Source organism: Pseudomonas sp. J452 (assembly GCF_024666525.1).
Lineage (GTDB): Bacteria > Pseudomonadota > Gammaproteobacteria > Pseudomonadales > Pseudomonadaceae > Aquipseudomonas.
The window spans coordinates 1,105,642-1,126,670 of sequence record NZ_CP088294.1; the positions used below are offsets into that span (position 1 = coordinate 1,105,642).

The 21,029-nt window shown below is 65.4% G+C and carries 20 protein-coding genes and 1 pseudogene; 9 read left to right on the plus strand and 12 right to left on the minus strand.

All coding sequences use genetic code 11. From position 1 onward, the window contains the following. Positions 1-80: 80 nt before the first annotated feature. From LRS11_RS04900 to LRS11_RS04905, 3 genes and pseudogenes are all read right to left on the minus strand, one after another. Positions 81-1,136 (minus strand): methyl-accepting chemotaxis protein, encoded by a 1,056-nt coding sequence (locus LRS11_RS04900; RefSeq protein WP_409519802.1) that lies wholly within the window; start codon positions 1,134-1,136, stop codon positions 81-83. Positions 1,137-1,166: 30 nt separating this feature from the next. Further along, positions 1,167-1,691: pseudogene (locus LRS11_RS22435) on the minus strand (MCP four helix bundle domain-containing protein); the annotation flags it as partial. An 84-nt stretch (positions 1,692-1,775) separates the two neighbouring features. Then, positions 1,776-3,002 carry a nucleoside recognition domain-containing protein gene (locus LRS11_RS04905; RefSeq protein WP_260495787.1) on the minus strand — a complete coding sequence of 409 codons (1,227 nt, stop codon included), beginning with the start codon at positions 3,000-3,002 and terminating at the stop codon, positions 1,776-1,778. Between the two features lie 163 nt (positions 3,003-3,165). On the opposite strand from LRS11_RS04905, the gene LRS11_RS04910 reads away from it, so the two are divergent. Together LRS11_RS04910 and LRS11_RS04915 are read left to right on the plus strand one after the other, a co-directional pair. Next, on the plus strand, positions 3,166-3,822 hold the full coding sequence (locus LRS11_RS04910) for a DUF3313 domain-containing protein (RefSeq protein ID WP_260495788.1): 657 nt from the start codon (positions 3,166-3,168) through the stop codon (positions 3,820-3,822). A gap of 94 nt (positions 3,823-3,916) precedes the next feature. Then, positions 3,917-4,321 carry a DUF1330 domain-containing protein gene (locus tag LRS11_RS04915; RefSeq protein ID WP_260495789.1) on the plus strand — a complete coding sequence of 135 codons (405 nt, stop codon included), beginning with the start codon at positions 3,917-3,919 and terminating at the stop codon, positions 4,319-4,321. A 23-nt stretch (positions 4,322-4,344) separates the two neighbouring features. Here LRS11_RS04915 and LRS11_RS04920 read toward each other — a convergent pair whose 3' ends face one another. After that, positions 4,345-5,121, minus strand: a complete 777-nt coding sequence (locus LRS11_RS04920; RefSeq protein ID WP_260495790.1) for an N-acetylmuramoyl-L-alanine amidase — start codon at positions 5,119-5,121, stop codon at positions 4,345-4,347. Between the two features lie 317 nt (positions 5,122-5,438). Continuing rightward, positions 5,439-6,032, minus strand: coding sequence for a MarC family protein (locus LRS11_RS04925; protein ID WP_260495791.1), 594 nt, complete (start codon positions 6,030-6,032; stop codon positions 5,439-5,441). A gap of 505 nt (positions 6,033-6,537) precedes the next feature. Here LRS11_RS04925 and LRS11_RS04930 point away from each other — a divergent pair. Then, on the plus strand, positions 6,538-7,959 hold the full coding sequence (locus tag LRS11_RS04930; protein ID WP_260495792.1) for a DASH family cryptochrome: 1,422 nt from the start codon (positions 6,538-6,540) through the stop codon (positions 7,957-7,959). A gap of 2 nt (positions 7,960-7,961) precedes the next feature. On the opposite strand, the gene LRS11_RS04935 is transcribed toward LRS11_RS04930, so the two are convergent. From LRS11_RS04935 to LRS11_RS04955, 5 genes are all read right to left on the minus strand, one after another. Continuing rightward, positions 7,962-9,854 carry a GGDEF domain-containing protein gene (locus tag LRS11_RS04935; protein WP_260495793.1) on the minus strand — a complete coding sequence of 631 codons (1,893 nt, stop codon included), beginning with the start codon at positions 9,852-9,854 and terminating at the stop codon, positions 7,962-7,964. After that, a complete protein-coding gene (locus LRS11_RS04940; RefSeq protein WP_260495794.1) occupies positions 9,851-10,732 on the minus strand; it encodes an endonuclease/exonuclease/phosphatase family protein in 882 nt (293 codons plus the stop codon). The genes LRS11_RS04935 and LRS11_RS04940 overlap by 4 nt, the downstream gene beginning before the upstream one ends. Before the next feature lie 10 nt (positions 10,733-10,742). Continuing rightward, complete coding sequence (locus LRS11_RS04945; RefSeq protein WP_260495795.1) at positions 10,743-11,387, minus strand: thiol:disulfide interchange protein DsbA/DsbL; 645 nt, start codon at positions 11,385-11,387, stop codon at positions 10,743-10,745. 142 nt (positions 11,388-11,529) lie between these two features. Beyond that, positions 11,530-12,153 (minus strand): c-type cytochrome, encoded by a 624-nt coding sequence (locus tag LRS11_RS04950; RefSeq protein ID WP_260495796.1) that lies wholly within the window; start codon positions 12,151-12,153, stop codon positions 11,530-11,532. Between the two features lie 44 nt (positions 12,154-12,197). Continuing rightward, a complete protein-coding gene (locus tag LRS11_RS04955; RefSeq protein WP_260495797.1) occupies positions 12,198-12,491 on the minus strand; it encodes a c-type cytochrome in 294 nt (97 codons plus the stop codon). Positions 12,492-12,672: 181 nt separating this feature from the next. Between LRS11_RS04955 and yihA the strand changes: the two genes are divergently transcribed. Next, positions 12,673-13,323 (plus strand): ribosome biogenesis GTP-binding protein YihA/YsxC, encoded by a 651-nt coding sequence (gene yihA / locus LRS11_RS04960; protein ID WP_260495798.1) that lies wholly within the window; start codon positions 12,673-12,675, stop codon positions 13,321-13,323. A 304-nt stretch (positions 13,324-13,627) separates the two neighbouring features. On the opposite strand, the gene polA is transcribed toward yihA, so the two are convergent. After that, positions 13,628-16,450 (minus strand): DNA polymerase I, encoded by a 2,823-nt coding sequence (gene polA, locus LRS11_RS04965; RefSeq protein ID WP_260495799.1) that lies wholly within the window; start codon positions 16,448-16,450, stop codon positions 13,628-13,630. Positions 16,451-16,524: 74 nt separating this feature from the next. On the opposite strand from polA, the gene LRS11_RS04970 reads away from it, so the two are divergent. Both LRS11_RS04970 and LRS11_RS04975 read left to right on the plus strand, forming a co-directional pair. Further along, complete coding sequence (locus tag LRS11_RS04970) at positions 16,525-16,812, plus strand: DUF2782 domain-containing protein (protein ID WP_260495800.1); 288 nt, start codon at positions 16,525-16,527, stop codon at positions 16,810-16,812. Positions 16,813-16,865: 53 nt separating this feature from the next. Beyond that, the gene (locus LRS11_RS04975; protein ID WP_260495801.1) at positions 16,866-17,816 is read left to right on the plus strand and encodes a homoserine kinase; all 951 of its coding nucleotides are present in this window, start codon (positions 16,866-16,868) and stop codon (positions 17,814-17,816) included. A 135-nt stretch (positions 17,817-17,951) separates the two neighbouring features. Here the strand turns inward: LRS11_RS04975 and LRS11_RS04980 are convergent, their stop codons facing one another. Continuing rightward, positions 17,952-18,860 (minus strand): zinc ABC transporter substrate-binding protein, encoded by a 909-nt coding sequence (locus LRS11_RS04980; protein ID WP_260495802.1) that lies wholly within the window; start codon positions 18,858-18,860, stop codon positions 17,952-17,954. A 63-nt stretch (positions 18,861-18,923) separates the two neighbouring features. Here LRS11_RS04980 and zur point away from each other — a divergent pair, with 63 nt between their 5' ends. Genes zur through znuB form a run of 3 tightly spaced genes read left to right on the plus strand, consistent with a single transcriptional unit; the run spans position 18,924 to position 21,000 of the window. Next, a complete protein-coding gene (zur, locus tag LRS11_RS04985) occupies positions 18,924-19,424 on the plus strand; it encodes a zinc uptake transcriptional repressor Zur (protein WP_260495803.1) in 501 nt (166 codons plus the stop codon). Continuing rightward, complete coding sequence (gene znuC / locus LRS11_RS04990; RefSeq protein ID WP_260495804.1) at positions 19,421-20,212, plus strand: zinc ABC transporter ATP-binding protein ZnuC; 792 nt, start codon at positions 19,421-19,423, stop codon at positions 20,210-20,212. Before zur ends, znuC begins: the two co-directional genes overlap by 4 nt. Next, positions 20,212-21,000 (plus strand): zinc ABC transporter permease subunit ZnuB, encoded by a 789-nt coding sequence (gene znuB, locus LRS11_RS04995; RefSeq protein WP_260495805.1) that lies wholly within the window; start codon positions 20,212-20,214, stop codon positions 20,998-21,000. The genes znuC and znuB overlap by 1 nt, the downstream gene beginning before the upstream one ends. Positions 21,001-21,029 lie beyond the last annotated feature (29 nt).

Below are 21,029 nucleotides of genomic sequence, written 5' to 3' on the forward strand. Positions count from 1 at the left end.
CGGATTGCATCTGGCTACAACACGGGCCTGCGTAGCCCGGATGCAATCCGGGAAAGCTGCTGCGGGGTCGCGGGCCGCTGCTACAGGCGGAAGCGTTGCACCATGCCGTTGAGGTCGCTGGCCAGGCGCGCCAGCTCGTCGCTGGCCACCGAGGTCTGGTGCGCGCCGGTGGCGTTCTGCGCGGCGATATCGCGGATCGCCACCAGGTTACGATCCACCTCGCGGGCCACCTGGGCCTGCTCCTCGGCGGCGCTGGCAATCACCAGGTTCATCTCGTTGATCAGGCTGACCCGCTGGGCAATCACTTCCAGGGCACTGTCCGCCTCGCTGGCCATGTCGCTGCTGCGGCTGGCGTACTCGCTGCTCTGGCCCATGGCATCCACCGACTCGCGGCTGGCGCTCTGGATCGCACTGATCATCCGCTCGATTTCCTGGGTCGAGGTCTGCGTGCGCTGGGCCAGGGCACGCACCTCGTCGGCGACCACGGCGAAACCGCGACCCTGATCACCGGCGCGCGCCGCCTCGATGGCGGCATTCAGCGCCAGCAGGTTGGTCTGTTCGGCGATGGTGCGGATCACTTCCAGCACGCGGCCGATGGCGATGGCTTCCTCGGCCAGGCGGGTGATGGTGGTCGAAGTGTGCTGCAGGCGCTGGCTGAGCTGCTCGATGGTGCTGCGTGTGGTACTGACCTTCTGCCGCCCGGCCTCGGCAGTCTCTTCCGCCTCACGCGAGGAGTCGGAGGTGTGGTTGGCGTTGCGCGCCACCTCATCCACCGCCGCCGACATCTCGGTCACTGCCGTGGCGGCCATCTCGATTTCGTCGTTCTGCCGGGTGATGCCCCTGGACGAGTCTTCGGTGACCGCGTGCAGCTCTTCAGCCGCCGAGGCCAGCTGGGTGGCCGAGTTCTGGATGCTCTGCAGGGTCTCGCGCAGGGTGTTCTGCATGCCGCCGAGCGAACGCTGCACCTGGGTTACCTCGTCGGCACCCTCGGCGCTGACCGGCTGGGTGAGGTCGCCGCCGGCGATACGCTGCGCCGACTCGGCCAGCTGCGCCAGCGGCTGGGTGATGCTGCGACTGAGCAGCCAGGCGGCCAGCATGGTGAACAGCACGCTGGCCGCGAGAATCAGGCTGAAGATCCAGGTGGCGTTGTCGGCATTCTTTTCCGCGCGCGTGCCGGCAGCCGCCGCGCCACGATTGTTCAGCTCGATCAGCTTGTCCAGGGCCGTGGCCAGTTCACCGAAGCGGGCCTCCGATTCCTCGGCCGCGGCCTGATCCAGCTGGCCAGCGCGCACACTGGCAACCACCTTGGCCAGAGCGGCCTCGTAGGCCAGGCTCTTGTTGTGGTAATCGCCGAACAGACGCCGGTCTTCGTCATCGATGATGGTGTCTTCGTAGGCCTTGTCGTAGCCGGTCACCCGCTCGCGAATCGCCTTGGCCTCGGCGCTGAGGCGCTGGTCATTCTGCGGATGGGCTATCAGCTCATACTCGGCCTGGCGCAAGCCCAGGCGCTCGGACTTGATCTTGGCCATCAGGTCGAGGCCGAGCATCCACACATCCTTCACCTCCAGCAGATCGCTGCGCAGGCTGGACATCTGGCTGAGCGCGACCCCACCGGTCGCCAGGAGGATCAGGGTGAGCACACCGAAACCAATCAAGTTGCGCAGACCGACACTGACGGAACGCAGAAGCATGAGCCGCTACTCCAAGAGACACAGGGGTTGTGTCGGGTTAGCGTCAGTATTGGCCGGATATTTAGCGGACGCGGAAAACTTCTTTCAGCCGAAGAACCAGTAGCACACCGCAATGGCCGCCAGCACCCCGGCCAGGTCGGCGACCAACGCGCAGCCCACCGCATGACGGGCACGCTGGATGCCGACCGCGCCGAAGTACACGGCCAGCACATAGAAGGTGGTCTCGGTACTGCCCTGGATGGTCGCCGCGACCAGGGCCGGGAAGCTGTCGACGCCATGGGTCTGCATGGTCTCGATCAGCATGGCGCGCGCCGCGCTGCCGGAGAACGGCTTGACCAGGGCGGTGGGCAGGGCATCGACGAAGCGGGTGTCCCAGCCCAGCCACTCGATCAGGCTGCGGATGCCGTCCAGGCCAAAGTCCAGGGCACCGGAGGCACGCAGCACGCCGATCGCGCAGAGCATGGCAACCAGGTAGGGCAGTAGGCTCTTGGCCACGTCGAAGCCTTCCTTCGCTCCTTCGACGAAGGTTTCGTAGACCGGCACCTTGCGCAGCCAGCCGACCAGCAGGAACAGCAGAATCAGGCCGAACAGCACCAGGTTGCCGAGCAACGACGACAGCGCCGCCAGGGCCGTGGCGGACAGCCCGCCGAGCAGGGCCATGAAGCCGCCCAATAACAAGGCTCCAGGAATCAGGTAGGCCAGCACTACCGGGTCCCACAGGCGCAGGCGCTGCATCAGCGCCACCGCCAGCAGGCCGGCCAGGGTCGAGGCGCTGGTGGCCAGGAGGATCGGCAGGAATACCAGGGTCGGGTCGTCGGCGCCCTGCTGCACGCGGTACATGAAGATCGACACCGGCAACAGGGTCAGCGACGAGGCGTTGAGCACCAGGAAGAGAATCTGCGCGTTGCTCGCCACCGTGGCGCTGGGATTGAGCTCCTGCAGGGCCTTCATCGCCTTGAGGCCGATCGGCGTGGCGGCGTTGTCCAGGCCCAGGCCGTTGGCGGCGAAGTTGAGGGTAATGAAGCCAAGCGCCGGATGGCCACGCGGTACATCCGGCATCAGCCGCGCGAACAGCGGGCCGAGGGCACGGCCGAGCAGGTCGACCAGGCCGGCTTTCTCGGCAATGCGCAGAAAACCCAGCCACAGGGTCAGGGTGCCAAACAGCACCACCATCAGCTCCACCGAGACCTTGGCCATGGCGAACAGGCTCTCGACCATGGCCGCCCACACCGCCACATCGCCGCCCATCCAGCGCACCAGCGCGGCGAGTGTCGCCACCACGAAGAATCCCAGCCACAGGCCATTGAGCATTGCTTACCCCCCAATCAATGGCGGCGATGATAGCGGCAGCTGCGGACAGCGGTCACCTGCGCGACGGCAATCGACGGCACGCTGCATAAAACTGCAAGCAAGCTCGGCCACACTGCTGATAGTGTCTAAAGTTAATGCGTTTCCCGACCCTAGGAGTACATGGATGAAATACCCCCTCATGCTGTCCCTTGGCCTCACGGCCGGCTTGCTGCTGGCCGGTTGTGCCAGCAAAACCACCCAGCCTGACCAGTATTCGGGCTTCCTCGGCGACTACTCGCAACTGCAGCCGGCCACCTCGGCCAGTGGCGCTCCGGTGATGCGCTGGGTCTCGCCAGACTACAAGGCGGGCAACTATCGCTCGGTGTATATCGAGAAGCCGGTGTTCTATCCCACCCCGAAACCGAGCGACCAGGTCAGCCAGGCCGTGCTCGATGAAATCGCCGACTACCTGTACCAGGCCATGCGCCGTGAATTGCAAAGCAGCATGACGGTGGTCAGTCAGCCCGACATGGACAGCCTGGTGCTGCGCAGCGCGATCACCGCCGTGGACGTCTCCACCGAAGGGCTGAAGGTCTACGAAGTGATCCCGATCGCCCTGGTGCTCGCTGCCGCCAGCACCGCCGCCGGCACGCGCGACCGCACCACCGAGGTCTATGTCGAGATGGAAGCCATTGAGGCGCGCACCAGCAAGCCGCTGGTGCGTGTGGTGCGCAAGGGCCATGGCCAGGATCTGGAAAACAGCAGTACCCAGCTGACCCTGAAAGCGCTCAAGCCAGCCCTGGATGTATGGGCGGCCGATGCCCGGGCCTTCAGGCCCTGAGCCGCGCATAGGGCGGCAGCCTGGCTACCGCTGATGCTTGTTACTGGCCGGACACTCGTGTCCGGCCAGTGTTTGTTGAGGGGAGTCACGCGTCATGCCCAGCCTCAACCCCAGCCGTGAACAATTGGCCGCCTTCGCCGCACAGATGCCCAGTGGCGAGCCCATCCTGATGCTCAACCTGCTGCGCTATCACGCTGTGGCGGCGTACCCGGATGCGTCTACCTACCCACCCTGCAGCGGGCGCGAGGCCTATGCGCGCTACAGTCGCACGGCACTGGCCAAGGTCAGGGGTGTCGGCGGTGAGGTGGAGCTGCTGGCACAGGCGCACGTGGCGCTGATCGCCCCGGCGGAGGAAGCCTGGGATGAGCTGCTGCTGGTGCGCTATCCATCCCCCGAGGCCTTTCTATCGATGCTGGCCGATGCCGAATATCGCGCCGCCACCGTACACCGCACTGCAGCCCTGGCCGACTCCCGGCTGATCGGCTGCCGGGCACCCTGAGCCGCACAATAGCCAGCCGATGCTCAGGGCTTCTGGTTGAGCACCTGCAGGATCGCCGCACTTTCTGCATCGAGCTCACCGTCGTAGCGCGCCGGGCGATATTTCATCTGCAGGGCAATCAGCACATTGCGCGTGGCCTCATCCAGCTCACCGCTCTGCGGCGTCGAGTAACCCAACTGCTGCAACTGCTGCTGGAACCAACGCACATCCGGTAACGCCACGGCGAAGCGCGCCTGCTCACGCGCCACTGCGGCGGCATCCGGCCAGCGGATCAGGCCCGCCTCGGCCAGGCGTTTCCAGGGAAACAGCGGCCCCGGATCGACCTTGCGCTGCGGGGCGATATCGCTGTGGCCGATGATGCTGTCGATGGGCAGCTCATGGCGTTTGACCAGGTCCTTGAGCAGGCTGATCAGCGCTGCGATCTGCGCTTCGCTGTAGGGCTGCCAGGCAGCACCGTGCGGTCCTTGCTCATAGCCCTGATTGACCAGCTCGATACCGATGGTGCTGGCATTCAGCCAGGTGCGCCCCTGCCATGCACTATCCCCGGCATGCCAGGCGCGACGGTTTTCGTCGACCAGACGGTAGACGGTGGCCGGGCTGTCGCCGATCAGGTAGTGGCTGCTGACTTCGCCCTGGGTCAGCAGCGCCAGGGAATGGGCCAGGTCGGTGGAGGTGTAATGCACCACGATGTACTGCACGCGGCTGCTCTGGCTGCGCGAGCTGAAGCTATCGTCGATGACCTGGCCGCCGGTGCAGGCGGCCAGCAGCAGGGTGGTGAGGGCAAGCAGGGTAAATCGCATGGCATCAGCGCACAGTGGATTGGGAGCGCAGTGTAACGCCTGGCAGAACATTCGCAGAAACGATCTCGCGAGCTAGTGCCAGGCAAGGCGCAACGACCAACGGGAGTAACAGCCGCAGGCTGGCCCGAAGGGTGAGCGCCAGCGAATCAAAGGCCCGAGGGCGCGGAGTTTACTAGTCGTAAATGAGCAGTACTCGCTTCACTCGCCCTCCGGGCCGCGCTGAAGCGCGTTAGCCGCAAGCGGCTTTCCGAGGGCATTTGACCAACCTGCGGTTGTTACTTCGTTTCAACGCAGCATGGCCGACGCGCAGCAGATCGTCAGGGGGTGATGTGTAACACGCTTTGCAGGTTGTCCAAAAGCATGTCGACGCTGAGCATGATCAGCAGCATGCCGGTCAGGCGCTCTACCGCAGTGAGACCCCGGGCGCCAAGGAAACGCTGCAGCCAGGATGCCTGCAGCAGAATCATGGCCGTGGCGAACCAGGCCAACCCGACCGCCAGGTACAGCTCCCACAACGCGCCTTCGTGGGTATTGCGCAGGGTCATCAGCACCGCCAGGGCCGACGGGCCGGCTACCGCGGGCGTGGCCAAAGGCACCAGCAGCGGCTCGCCATCCGGTAGATCGCCGAGCACACCCTCGGGCCGCGGGAAGATCAGGCGCATGGCAATCACGAACAGGATGATGCCACCGGCAATCGCCGTGGCCTCGCGCGACAAACCGAGGCCGCTGAGGATCTTGTCGCCGAAGGTGAGAAATACCATCAGCAGCACCAGGGCCAGCAGCAGCTCACGCAGCGCCACGCGCATGCGCCGCTGCGGGGCGACGTTCTTCAGCGCAGCCAGGAAGATGGCGATATTGCCGAACGGATCGGTAACCAGAAACACCAGCACGGCAATGCCGAAGATATCCATGACGAACTCCAGAAGCAGATGCGCACAGTTTAGGGTCTGTTGCCGTTTCGTTCACGGCCGCGACGGAGCCTGTTTTTGCGCGGGGCTAGGCGCGAGACGCGAGGTTTGGTCGTCCAAATGAGCCGTCGAGTAACGACGTCCCGCGCGAAAACAGGCCCGTCCCTTCGGGTTGCGCGCAAAATCGCGCCATGCGTCGTTGCGGGACTTACCAAGGGAATGCCATTGCCTGCGTCCCGCGCCTAGCCTGGCGCGATTTTGCGCAGCAACGCGGCTCGCGAACGAAACGGCAACAGACCCTAAAAGCCAGCCACCCGGCCGTCTGTCGGCGAAGCGTCCGCTAGCAGCGCAAACGGGACAGGCGAGGGCGTTGCCAGGGCAAAAATGCCAAATACGTCACAAATGACCTCCATGATCGGACATGGGGATCGCCGGCGGGGATAAACGGCGCAATGCCCGGTCTACAGCAGCGTATCGTCAATGGCATGCCTCCCCGAGGATAACCGTCATGCACCGCCAGTTGCTCTGGTTCAAACAGGATCTGCGCCTCGATGACCACCCGGCGCTTCAAGCTGCCATGGATGCCGAGCGCGTGCTGCCGCTGTTCATCCTCGACCCGGCCCTGCTCCAGCCGGGGCCATTCGGCTGCCGGCGGATGGGCGTGCACCGTGCGCGCTTCCTCCTGGAAAGCCTCACCGCCCTCAACGCGGAGCTGCGCCAGCGTGGCTCCGGCCTGCTGGTCCTGCATGGCCGCGCCGAGCAGCTGATTCCGCAGCTGGTCGAGCAATTCAGCCTGCAGGAAGTGCTGACCCTCGACGAAATCGCTCCCGAAGAACGCAGCCAGCTCGACGCGGTGCGCCAGGCGCTCGGCTGTGTGCCACTGCGCGTGCTACCAGGCAACCATCTGCTGCGCAGTGAGGAGCTGCCCTGCAGCCTGGAACAGCTGCCGCAGGTCTACAGCCAGTTCCGCGAGCTGGTCGAACAGCGCCTGCCGGTGTTCCAGCCGCGCCCGGCACCGGCACGCCTGCCGGCCCTGCCGGAAAACGCCGAAATGCAGTTCGCGCCACTGCCCAGCCTGTCGCAGCTGGGCCTGGGTGAGCCGCTCAGCGTGGCCAACAGTGCCTTCCCCTTCTCCGGTGGCGAGCCCGCCGCCCAGGCACGGCTGCGCGACTACCTGTGGCAACGCCAGGGCGTGCGCCAGTACAAGGACACCCGCAACGGTCTGATCGGCAGCGAGTACTCGTCGAAGTTCTCGCCCTGGTTGGCCAACGGCAGCCTGTCCGCGCGCCGGGTGGTGGCCGAGCTGCGCCGCCACGAATCGCAGTTCGGGCGCAACGACTCGACCCATTGGCTGTGGCTGGAAATGCTCTGGCGCGACTTCTTCCGCTGGACCCTGGTGCGTCATGGCAGCGCGCTGTTCCAGGCCGCTGGGCTGAAAGCCACGGCGCGCGCACCGCAGCAGCTCGACCAGCGTTTCAGCCTATGGTGCCAGGGGCGCACCGGCATGCCGCTGGTGGATGCCAACATGCGTGAGCTGCTGAGTACCGGCTTCATGTCCAATCGCGGCCGCCAGGTGGTGGCCAGCTACCTGGTCAATGACCTGCAGCAGGACTGGCGCCACGGCGCGGCCTGGTTCGAAGAGCATCTGCTGGATTACGACCCGGCCAGCAACTGGGGTAACTGGGCCTACCTGGCCGGTGTGGGCAGCGACCCGCGCCACGGACGCATGTTCAACGCCCTGCGCCAGGCCCGTCAGTATGACCCGGATGCGACCTATGTCAGCCTCTGGCTGCCGGAGCTGCGCAGCGTGCCGCAGCACCTGCGCCACACTCCGTTCCTGCTGTCACATCTGCAGCTGGACGCCATGGGCTATCCGCGCCTGGAACAGATCCCCGAGCAGTGGAAGCCTTATATGCCGGACGCCGCCTAGAACTAGTCCTGCTCGATGCGATTGCGCCCGCCGCGCTTGGCCCGGTACAGCGCCTGGTCGGCGCGCTCGAATACCGCGTCACTGCTCTCGCCAACGGCGAAAGCAGTCAGCCCGGCAGACAGGGTGATGGTCACCCGCTCGCCACGGAAGTGGAACGGGCAGTGCTCGATTGCCGACAGCAGGGTCTGCAATAGCTGCGCACCACCCTCCAGCGGGGTAGCCGGAATCAGCAGGACGAACTCCTCGCCACCGAAACGGGCAATGAAATCGGTCTTGCGCAGGCGCTTGTTCAGCTCGCCGGCGATGATCTTCAGCACCTTGTCGCCGGCCAGGTGGCCATAGCCATCGTTGATTCGCTTGAAGTGGTCGATGTCCAGCACCGCCAGCAGCAGCTCGCCGCCGTAACGCTGCCAGCGTGCCACCTCCAGCTCCAGACGCTCGCTCCAGCCAGCGCGGTTGGCCAGTCCGGTCAGTGGGTCGATCAGGGCCTTCTGCCGCTGCTCTTCGAGGTGGTCGCGGAAACTCTGGGCTTCCTCCTCCATCTCCGCGACTTTCTGCGCCAGCGCCTGCAGGCGCTCGGCTACCTCATCCTCATGACCATCACGCTGGCGCTGGTGCTCGGAAACCGTGCTGAGCAAACCGTCGAGGCGCGCCTCCAGGGCCTGCTTGAGGCTTTCCAGATCGGCCGCCTCCTGCACGCTGGCCTGCAGGCCGCTGACCTGCTCACGCAGCTCCTGATTGAAGCTGCGCGCGCTTTCGAGCGACTCGCTGTAGCCCTCGTGGGCTTCGCTGAGGGTGCCGAGAAAGGCCGCCAGGCGCTCGTTGAGCTGTTTGAGGTAACCGGCGAACTCGCGCTGGCCACTGTCGGTGACGGCCAGCACCAGTACGGCCAGATCATCCAGCACCGGGACCAGCTCGTACCAGTTCAGACCGCCCTGCATGCGCGCACGCAGCTCTTCGCCCTGGGGCTGGTGACGCAGCGGCAGCTCCAGCTCATCGAGCAGGCCAAGCAGGCTCTCCGCAACATGCGGCGCCACGGCGCTGTAGCCAGGCTCGGCTGGTTCGGGCAGGGCATAGGCCGGATCATCACCGCCGCTGAACACCCGCGCCTCCAGCGGCAGACTGTCCAGAGCGGGCGTGAGACTGGTTACAGCCGGCGCAGGTGCGACCGGCTCCGAGCCAACTGCAGACGCCACAACAGCGCTGGCCGCCGCCAGCGGCTGGCTGACTGGCTGCGCCGATGCAGCGGGCGCAGCGGGCGCAGCGGGCGCAGCGGGCTGATCATCCTCGTCGAGGGACTGCGGTAGAGCAACTTCATCGCCAGTCTCGGCGACTTCATTGCCGGGCGCCGCCTTGTCCGACATCGGCGCCTCATCGCGCCCCCCGAAAAGGCGCTGCAACAGGCCGGGCCGGGCCACCTGATCGCTGCCCAGCACCGCCAGCACCTTCTGCTGCAGGCTGCTCAGCTCGGCCAGCAAGGCCGGCATCTCGCGTGGCTGACTGGCCCGCTCATCGATGCGCTTGGCGAATTGCTTGAGCGCCCGGCGCACCTCACGGGGCAGCTCCAGGGCCAGCAGCTGCTGGGTCAGCCCGGTGATCCCGGCGACGTTCTGCTCGACCCGTTGCTGACGGCGCTGCTCGGAGTCGAGCACGGCCTTTTCCAGGCGCGGGATCAGGGCGGACAAACCGGCATCCATCTGTTCACCACGGATGATCTCGCGCAGCTCCTGCATACACTGGTCGACCGCCTTGTCCGAACCTTCAGCTGCCAGCGAGCTGCGCACCAGACCACGGCGCAGCAGATCGAGGCGGGCGTCCCAGCGGCGCTCGAGCTGTTCCTGTTGTTCCAGGCTATCGAGGTATTTGGCTTTCCAGCGCTGGGCATCATCGGTCATGGGGGCGATCCAGTGGTAAGCGTCTTCAGCGTAGTAGCCGGCGCACCGGTCAGCCCGACCGGCAAGCGAATATCTATGGCCACCGGCAGGTGATCGGAAATCGGCTGGCTGAGCACCGCCACCCGTTCCACGGCCAGGCCGGGGCTGAGCAGAATATGATCGAGACAGCGCTGTGGCCGCCAGCTCGGGAAAGTCGCCTCAACCTGCGGGGCCAGCAGACCGAGGTCGCGCAGCGGCGAGTGCTGCAGCAGATCGGTAGCGTGGGTGTTCATGTCACCCATAAGGATCTGGTGCCGGTAGCCGCCAATCAGCTCGCGGATATAGGCCAGCTGGCGGGTGCGGGTACGCGCGCCCAAGGCCAGGTGCATGACCACCACCACCAGCGCCTCCGCTCCTTCGCCAAAACGCAGCAGGATGGCGCCGCGCCCCGGTGGCCCGGGAAGGGGATGGTCTTCCAGTTGCTGCGGCTGCCAGCGACTGAGCATGCCATTGCTGTGCTGGGCCAGGCGACCCAGGTTGCGATTGAGCTGCTGATACCAGTAGGGGAAGGCGCCGAGTTCGGCGAGGTGCTCGACCTGGTTGACGAAGCCGGAGCGCAGGCTGCCGCCATCGACTTCCTGCAGGGCGACCAGGTCGTAGTCACCAAGCAGGGCACCGATCTTCTGCAGATTGCCGGCCCGCCCCGGGTGCGGCAGCAGATGCTGCCAGCCGCGGGTCAGGTAGTGGCGGTAACGCTCGGTGCTGATGCCGACCTGGATATTGAAACTGAGCAGGCGCAGCAGACCGCTGCATGGCGGGCCGACGGAGTCCGGGCAACGACCGTTGACCTGCGGTTGGTGCAGACCGATCGAACGCCCGGAACTCCAGCGGCGCAGCATGATGAGTTACTCAGCGAGCGGCACGCTCTTTGTCGATAAGGTAATTGGCGACCTGCAGCAGCTGTTTCTCACCACCAGCAGAACGCACATCGAAACGGTATTTGCCGTTGACGATCAGCACCGGTACGCCCGTGATCTGATAGGCCTTGGCCAGTTGCTTGGCCTTGGCCATCTGGCCCTTCACGGCAAAGGAATTGTAGGTGTTGAGGAAGGAGTCGCGATCGACACCCTGCTCGGCGAGGAAGTCGGCCATTTCTTCCGGATCCTTCAGTTCCTTGCCTTGCTTGTGGATGGCATCGAACACGGCCTTGTGCACACGCTGCTCGACCTTCATCAGGTCCAGGGTGATGTACAGCTGGCCATGGATATCCCAGGTACGGCCGAACAGGGCCGGTACACGAGTGAAGTGGACGTCGGATGGCAGCTTCTCGACCCAGGCATTGAGGGTCGGCTCGAGTTGGTAGCAATGCGGGCAACCGTACCAGAACAGTTCAACCACCTCGATCTTGCCTGGCTGGGAGACCGGGACCGGCTTCTGCAACTCGACATAGTGCTGGCCGGCCTTGACCGGTTCGGCTTCAACCGATTCGGCCTGAACACCAAAACTGAACAGGCTGAGGCTGGCGATAGCAGCACTGAGCATCAGGTTACGCATGCATGACTCCTTGGCAAATGGGTGCCGCTCGGGGCGGGCCTGGGTTGGACCGGCGGCCCGGCTGCGGGTTCCGGCATTGTAGCGGCGGCGCCCATAAAAAAGGGCGGCCGTAGCCACCCTTTTTGCGAGCGTTCATCCGAGCTTAGTGCAGGCCCTGGATGTAGCTGGATACCGCAGCGATATCCTTGTTGCTCAGCTTGGCAGCGATGGCCCGCATGATCAGCGTATCGCCATCGTTGGTGCGGTTGCCTTCGCGGAAGTCGGTCAGCTGCTTGGCCACGTAGGCGCCATGCTGGCCACCCAGCTTGGGGAAGCCGGCGGTTGCATTACCCGCGCCGTCTGGCGAGTGGCAACCGGTGCAGGCTGGCATGCCTTCTTCCAGCTTGCCGCCGCGGAACAGTTCGGCACCACGGGCAACCAGCGCCGGATCGGCAGCGCCGACACTCATGCTCTGGCTGGCGTAGTAGGCCGCGATGTCGGCCAAGTCCTGATCACTGAGGTTGGTCAGCAGACCGGTCATTTCGACGACCTGGCGCTTGCCGGACTTCACATCCTGCAGCTGCTTGAGCAGGTACTTCTCGCCCTGGCCAGCCAGTTTCGGGAAGTTCGGGGCGGCGCTGTTGCCGTCAGCCCCGTGGCACGCGCCACACACGGCGGTTTTCGTCTTGCCGGCTTCGGCATCGCCAACCAGCGCGGCGCCACCAGCAGCATATGCTGCGGAGGAGAGGCCCAGGCTCAACAGCAGAGTCACGAGTACTTTGTTCATCAGCTAATCCAATAACGGCTAGAGGTAAAAGAGTTTCTGCGGGATTACTCGCTCATCACCTTGATGACGGCCTGGTAGTCCTCTGCAGTGCAGTCCATGCACAAACCACGCGGTGGCATGGCAGTCAAACCATTGGTCACGCTGGCTACCAGCGCGTCCATGCCCTTGGCCAGACGTGGCTCCCAGGCTGCCTTGTCGCCACGCTTGGGCGCCGTTGGCAATTGTCCATCGTGGCAGGCCGCGCACGCCTTGGCGTATACCGCCTCGGCATCCTGTGCAGCCTGTACATTAGCGGACAGGGCGCAAAGTGCAGCTACTGCGATCAATACTTTTTTCATGGGCCAACCTCATCAGGTTGGGAACGATCTGCGTTCTATCGCGCAGCTGATTTGTTCGTTCCCGGAACAACGGACGGGACAAAGCGCACACAAAATCTGCGGCATTATATACTGGCGTCGCTGAAACGGAAGCGACACCATGCCGCGCCTCACGCGGCGCCCGCCCCAACCGGAACCTCCCATGCAACCCAAGAATCCCATCATCGGTCTGTGCCAACAGGCTACGTTCATGATCAGTGCGGCCAAGGTCGACCAGTGCCCGCCAGACGAAGGCTATGAAGTGGCCTTCGCCGGGCGCTCCAACGCCGGCAAGTCGAGTGCGCTGAACACCCTGACCCATGCCAACCTGGCGCGCACCTCGAAGACACCGGGCCGCACTCAGCTGCTCAACTTCTTCACCCTGGACGAAGAACGCCGCCTGGTCGACCTGCCCGGTTATGGCTATGCCAAGGTGCCAATCCCGCTCAAGCAGCACTGGCAGCGCCACCTGGAAGCCTACCTGAGCAGCCGCGAGAGCCTGGTCGGGCTGATCCTGATGATGGATATCCGCCATCCGCTGACCGAGTTCGACCGCATGATGCTCGACTGGTCAAAGGCCAGCCACATGCCGCTGCACATTCTGCTGACCAAGGCCGACAAGCTGACCTTCGGCGCCGCCAAGAACGCCCTGCTCAAGGTGCGTCAGGATATCCACAAGGGCTGGGGCACAGACGCCAGCATCCAGCTGTTCTCGGCACCCAAGCGCCAAGGCGTCGAGGAAGCGCAGGCCGTGCTGGCTGGCTGGATGGGGCTGCTCGAGGAAGCCGAAGACGATCAAGCGTCGGCCGAGTAAGTACCGGCCAGAAGCGTCTCTGCCAAGGATGCTGCAGATAAAAAAAGCCCCGGGCTTCGTATGGGGAGGGAGAAGTCCGGGGCTCAATTCTGAACCGCTAGGGCGGGGTTCAGAGATCTGCCAACACTAGAACACACATAGGAGCATCGAAGGGCTGATGCCATTCGTAATCTCTGACCGGTGTCGGAAGTGGATAGTTCAGCGATTTTTTAAATCGCATTGCGATAAGCAATGATTTGAAAGACTGAAACGAACTAAAAATCTGGCGAGCTGCGACTCCATGCCGCAGCCCCTGACCAGGCAATCAGTGTGCTTCGTCCCAGTTGTCACCCACCCCAGCCTCGACCAGCAGCGGCACATCCAGCTCGGCGGCACCGCTCATCAACGGCAGCAGGCCAGCCTTGAGCGCCTCGATCTGCTCTTCGCGCACCTCCAGCACCAGTTCGTCGTGTACCTGCAGGATCACCTTGGCATCCAGGCCACAGGTGCCCAGCCAGCTGTCCACGGCGACCATCGCCCGTTTCATGATGTCCGCCGCGGTGCCCTGCATCGGCGCGTTGATCGCGGTGCGTTCGGCGCCCTTGCGCAGCGACGGGTTCTTCGCATGGATATCCGGCAGGTACAGACGGCGGCCGAACAGGGTCTCGACATAACCCTGCTGCGAGGCCTGCTCGCGGGTGCGCTCCATGTAGGCCAGCACCCCGGGATAGCGGGCGAAATACACGTCGATGTAAGCCTGCGCCTGCTTGCGGTCACAACCGATCTGCTTGGCCAGGCCGAAGGCGCTCATGCCATAGATCAGGCCGAAGTTGATCGCCTTGGCACTGCGGCGCTGGTCGTTGGTCACTTCGTCGAGGGCCACGCCGAACACTTCGGCGGCGGTCGCCTTGTGCACATCGCGGCCGTGGCGGAAGGCATCCAGCAGGCCTTCGTCCTGGGCCAGGTGGGCCATGATGCGCAGCTCGATCTGCGAGTAGTCCGCCGCCAGCAGCTTGTAGCCCTTGGGCGCGATAAACGCCTGGCGGATGCGCCGGCCCTCGGCGGTGCGGATCGGGATGTTCTGCAGGTTCGGGTCGGTCGAGGACAAGCGCCCGGTAGCGGTGACGGCCTGGTGGTAGCTGGTGTGGATGCGCCCGGTGCGCGGGTTGATCTGCTCCGGCAGGCGGTCGGTGTAGGTGCTCTTCAGCTTGCTCAGGGAGCGGTACTGCATCAGCACCTTGGGCAGTTCGTAGTCCTGCTCGGCCAGCTCGGCGAGCACCGCCTCGGCGGTGGAGGCCTGGCCGGTGGCAGTTTTGCTGATGATCGGCAGGCCAAGTTTCTCGTAGAGAATCGCGCCGAGCTGCTTGGGCGAACCCAGGTTGAACTCCTCGCCGGCGATGGCGAAGGCCTGGCGCTCCAGCTCGACCAGGCGCTCGCCCAGTTCGACGCTGTGCTGGCCAAGCAGCTTGGCGTCGACCAACGCGCCCTGGCGTTCGATACGCGCCAGCACCGGCACCAGCGGCATCTCGATCTCGCGCAGCACCTTGGCCAGGGTCGGGGTTTCCTGCAATTTGGCCCACAGCGTCTGGTGTAGGCGCAGGGTCACGTCGGCATCTTCCGCCGCGTAGGGGCCGGCCTGCTCCAGGGCGATCTGGTCGAAGGTAAGCTGCTTGGCACCTTTGCCGGCGATGTCCTCGAAGCGGATGGTGCTGTGATCAAGGTACTTCAGCGCCAGGCTGTCCATGTCGTGACGGGTCGCCGTCGAGCCGAGCACATAGGATTCGAGCATGGTGTCGAAGGCCACGCCCTGCACCATGATCGGCGTCGAGGCGTTGGCCAGTACGCTCATGTCGTACTTGGCGTGCTGGCCGACCTTGGCCTTGGCCGGGTCTTCGAGCAGCGGCTTGAGTGCGCGCAGCACCGCGTCGCGATCCAGCTGCGCCGGCACGCCCATGTAGGAGTGGGCCAGCGGCACATAGGCCGCCTCGCCGGCCTCGACGGCGAAGGACACGCCGACCACTTGGGCCTGCTGCGGGTCGAGGCTGGTGGTTTCGGTATCGAAAGCGATCAGCTCGGCCTGCTCCAGCTTCTGCAGCCAGGCATCGAACCGGGCCTGCTCCAGCACGGTTTCGTAGCGCGTGTCGCTGGCGGCCGGCTGCTCCTGCTGTTGCTCCTCGACTTCAGCGGCGGCCGGCTCGGGCTCATCGAACAGCCCGCCGCTGCTCACGACTGGCTTGGCCGCTACCTTGGCCGCCGGTTTGCTGCGCGCCTGCTCGCGCTGCAGCTCATCCAGCCAGCTCCTGAATTCCAGCTCGGTATAGAGCGTGGTCAGCGCCGCGCGATCCGGCTCGCCCGGATGCAGGTCATCGACGCCGACCTCCAGCTCGACATCCAGCTTGATGGTCGCCAGCTGGTAGGACAGGTAGGCCATGTCCTTGTGTTCGGCGAGCTTGGCCGGCAGGGTCTTGGCGCCGCGGATCGGCAGCTCCGGCACCTTGTCGAGGTTGGCGTAGAGCACATCGAGGCCACCGCCGATGCCGACCAGCAGGCCCAGCGCGGTCTTCTCGCCAACGCCCGGCACGCCGGGAATGTTGTCGACCTTGTCGCCCATCAGCGCCAGGTAGTCGATGATCAGCTCAGGACCGACACCGAACTTCTCTTTCACGCCATCCACGTCGTAGACGCTTCCGGTCATGGTGTTGACCAGAGTAACGTGCGGGCAGACCAGCTGCGCCATGTCCTTGTCGCCGGTGGAGATCACCACGTCGCGGCCCAGCGCGGCGGTCTGCCGGGCCAGGGTGCCAATCACGTCGTCAGCCTCGACGCCTTCGACGCACAGCAGCGGATAACCGAGGGCGCGCACGCTGGCATGCAGCGGCTCGACCTGGCCACGCAGCTCCTCCGGCATCGGCGGGCGGTTGGCCTTGTACTCGGCGAACATGGCATCGCGGAAGGTCCCGCCCTTGGCGTCGAAGACCACCGCGAAGGGGCTATGCGGGTATTGCTTGCGCAGGCTCTTGAGCATGTTCAACACGCCCTTCACCGCGCCGGTCTGCAGGCCCTTGGAAGTGGCCAGCGGCGGCAGGGCATGGAAGGCGCGGTATAGATAAGAAGAACCGTCGACCAGAACCAGAGGGGCGTTAGACATGCGCAGGATCAACCTTTTCCTGAGGGCCGGGGTTAAACTGAACCGACCATTGACGACAAAGGGACAAGGTTACCATGCGCGTATTCAACCGCCTGATTCTCACCGGCCTGCTAGCCATCAGCCCGCTGTATGCGCTAGCCGCCGACGATGCGCCGAGCGCCGATCCGGATGTAACCATCCGCCAGGATGGCGACAAGACCATCACCGAATACCGGCAGAACGGTTTCCTCTATGCCATCAAGGTCACCCCGAAAGGCGGCAAGCCCTACTTCCTGGTGCGTGCCGACGGCAGCGAAGGCAACTTCATCCGCTCCGACCAGCCGGACATGCTGATTCCCGCCTGGGAAATCTTTAAGTGGTAAACCACCGGGCAGCCGGCCAACCACCTGCCCCCTGACAAACGGACGCGCATGCCATGTCGGTCTTCACCCCCCTGGAACGCCACGAACTGGAAGCCTTTCTCGAGCCCTACGGGCTGGGGCGGCTGAAGGACTTCCAGGGCATCAGCGCCGGCACCGAGAACAGCAACTTCTTCGTCAGCCTGGAAGCTGGTGAATATGTGCTGACCCTGGTCGAGCGCGGCCCACGGGCCGACATGCCGTTCTTCATCGACCTGCTCGAACGCCTGCACCAGGCCGGCCTGCCGGTGCCCTACGCGGTGCCGATGCAAAACGGCGAAGCCCTCGGCGAACTGGCGGAAAAACCGGCGATCCTGCAACCGCGCCTGGCCGGCAAGCACATCAGCCAGCCCAACGCCCACCACTGCGCAGAGATCGGCAGCTGGCTGGCGCGCCTGCACCTGGCCACCCGCGACAATATCCTAGAACGGCGCAGCGACCGCGGCCTCGACTGGATGCTCGAAGAAGGCCCAATGCTGGCCCTGGAGCTGCACGACGAGCAGGTGCCGTTGCTGCGCGACAGCCTGCACGAAGTGGCCGAACTGAAGGCGCGCATCCTCGCCCTACCGCGCGCCAACCTGCACGCCGACCTGTTCCGCGACAACGCGCTGTTCGACGGCAACCAGCTGGCCGGGGTGATCGACTTCTACAACGCCTGCGCGGGGCCGATGCTCTACGACCTGGCGATCACCCTCAACGACTGGTGCTCGCAGGCCGACGACAGCCTCGACCTGCCGCGCGCCCGCGCCCTGCTCGGCGCCTACGCCGCGCTACGGCCATTCACCCGCAGCGAAGCCGAGCTGTGGCCGGCCATGCTGCGCATCGCCTGCCTGCGCTTCTGGCTGTCCCGGTTGATCGCCGCGCGGCGCTTCCAGGGTCGTGATGTGCTGGTCAAGGACCCCAGCGAGTTCCAGCGCCGCCTGGCGCAGCGCCAGCAGGTCAACCTGGCGCTGCCCTTCGCTCTCTGAGCCGCGACCACCAGGTAGCCCGGACTTCAGTCCGGGGCCAGCTGGCGCCTCCATTCCCGGACTGAAGTCCGGGCTACGGAATGGATGCCAGGCCTGCGCAGCCGACGCTCCCTGCACCGGGTAACGCTTCGGCGGCTACAGGCTTTCCAGGCAGCCGGCCAGCTCGCTGGCCAAGTCTTCCAGCAACTGCTCGTAGCTCTGCGCCGAGGCGCCCAGGGCATCCATTTCCGCCAGTTTGACCGGCAGGCCGGCGCTCAGGGTTTGCGCCAGGCGCGGGCGCAGCGGCGGCTCGCTGAACACGCAGCTCGGCCCGGCCGCCTGCAGGCGCTCACGCATCGCCGCCACGTGCCGCGCCCCCGGCTGCACCTCGGCGGCCACGCTGAATACGCCGGCGTGCTTGAGGCCATAGGCGGCCTCGAAGTAATCGTAAGCCTCGTGGAAGACGAAGTAGGGCTTGTCGGCCACCTTGCCCAGACGCGCATGCAGGCGTTGGTCGAGAGCATCCAGGCGCGCTTCGAAGGCGGTCAGGTTGCTCTGGTAACGGGCGGCATTCGCCGGATCGGCCTGAGCCAGGTCGGCAGCCATCTTCGCTGCTATCACCTTGGCGTTGTGCGGCAGCAGCCAGAGGTGGGCGTCCAGGGTGCCGGGGCGGTGATCGTGGTCGTGCTCGTCGTGGCCATGCTCATCGTGGCCGTGCTCGTCGCTCTCTGGCTTGGAAAAGTGGCGCAGCTGCAGGCCGGGCAAGCCCTGCAGCGCCACGCTCGGCAGACTGCGCGCCTGCAGTACGCGCGGCAGGAAGCTCTCCATGTCCGGGCCGATCCAGTACAGCAGGGTCACGCTCTGCACCCGCCGCACATCCGACGGACGCAGGGCGAAACGATGCGGCGAGGCACCCGGCGGCAGCAGCACGGTTGGCGTGCCGACACCCTCCTGCACCGCGGCGGCGATCAGCTGCAACGGCTTGATGCTGGTCAGCAGCTGCACTTCGGCGCGGGCGGAGAGGGAAAACAGGCACAGCAGGACAACAGCGGAAAGACGCGACACGACGGCAAGACTCGGCGGGCAAAGAGTTATAGAATAACGTCTCTTCACCCGGACGTCCTCGTCATGTTCAAACCGCATATTGCCAACACGCCCCTGGCCTGCCTGCCACACGACCATTCGCACTGTGTCAGCAGCGCCCTGGCCGAGGCCGATGCGCTCTGCGCCAAGCAGGGCGTGCGCCTGACCGCCCTGCGCAAGCGCGTGCTGGAGCTGGTCTGGCAGAGCCACAAGCCGCTGGGCGCCTACGACATCCTCGGTGTGCTGAGCGAGACCGACGGCCGGCGCGCCGCACCACCGACCGTCTATCGGGCGCTGGATTTCCTCCAGGAGAACGGCCTGGTGCATCGCATCGCATCGCTCAACGCCTTTATCGGCTGCGTGCGTCCGGAGCATGCGCACCAGGGCCAGTTCCTCATCTGCCGCAATTGCCACACTGCCATCGAGCTGGAGCTGCCGAGCATCAGCCAGGCGATTGTCGCCGGCGCCAAAGAGGTGGGTTTCGTGGTGGAAAGCCAGACCGTGGAAATCGTCGGCCTGTGCGCCAGTTGCCGGGAGGCGGCATGAGCGAGGTACTGGTCCAGCTCGACGGCGTCGGCGTCGGCTTCGCCGGGCAGCGCGTGCTGCAGGATGTGCAGCTGACCGTGCGCACCGGCGAGATCGTCACCCTGATCGGCCCCAACGGCGCCGGCAAGACCACCTTGGTGCGCGCCGTGCTCGGCCTGCTCAAGCCCGACAGCGGCCGGGTGCAACGCAAGGCACGCCTGCGCATCGGCTACATGCCGCAAAAACTGCACGTCGACCCGACCCTGCCGCTCTCGGTGCTGCGCTTTCTGCGTCTGGTGCCGGGCGTCGACCGCGCCGCCGCGCAGGCAGCGCTGGTCGAGGTCGGTGCGGAGCAGGTGATCGACAGCCCGCTGCAGGGCATCTCCGGCGGCGAACTGCAGCGCGTGCTGCTGGCCCGCGCCCTGCTGCGCGAGCCGCAGCTGCTGGTGCTCGACGAACCGGTACAGGGCGTCGATGTGGCCGGCCAGGCCGAGCTGTACCGCCTGATCACCCAGCTGCGCGACCGCCACGGCTGCGGCGTGCTGATGGTCTCCCACGACTTGCACCTGGTGATGAGCACCACCGACCAGGTGGTCTGCCTGAATCGCCACGTGTGCTGTTCCGGCCACCCGGAACAGGTCAGCAACGACCCGGTATTCGTCGAGATGTTCGGCCAGGACGCCAAGAGCCTGGCCATCTATCACCACCACCACGACCACAGCCACGATCTGCACGGCGCGGTGGTCGATCAGCCCGGTCTGACCATCCACGGCCCGGCCCATGTCCACGGCCCAGGTTGCAAACATTGATGCCCGATTTTCTCCTCAACGCCCTGCTCGCCGGCCTGGCCCTGGCGCTGGTCGCCGGCCCGCTGGGTTCCTTCGTGGTCTGGCGGCGCATGGCCTATTTCGGCGACACCCTGTCGCACGCCGCGCTGCTCGGCGTGGCCCTCGGCCTGCTGCTGGATGTCAGCCCGACCCTGGCGGTGACCGCCGGCTGCCTGCTGCTGGCCGTGCTGCTGGTGACCCTGCAGCAGCGCCAGCCGCTGGCCTCGGACACCCTGTTGGGCATCCTCGCGCCAACCACCCTGTCGCTGGGCCTGGTGGTGCTGAGTTTTATGGACGAGGTGCGCATCGACCTGATGGCCTACCTGTTCGGTGACCTGCTGGCCGTCGGCCCCAGCGACCTGGCCTGGATCATCGGCGGCGCCGTCCTGGTCCTGGCCCTGCTGCTGCCGCTGTGGCGCCAGCTGCTGGCGATCACCGTGCATGAAGAACTGGCGCGGGTCGAAGGTTTGCCGGTGGCGGCCCTGCGCCTGGCCCTGATGCTGCTGATAGCGGTGGTGATCGCCGTGGCGATGAAGATAGTCGGCGTGCTGCTGATCACCTCGCTGCTGATCATTCCGGCCGCCGCGGCCCAGCGCCATGCACGTACGCCAGAACAGATGGCGATCGGTGCCAGTTTGCTCGGCATGCTGGCGGTAGGCGCGGGCTTGAGCCTTTCCTGGTACCAGGACACACCGGCCGGACCGTCGATCGTGGTGTCTGCCGCAGGCTTCTTTTTGTTGAGCTTTGTGCTGCCGCGCCGAGCCCGCTAGTATTGGGCGTTTTTTGCTCAGACCAAAAC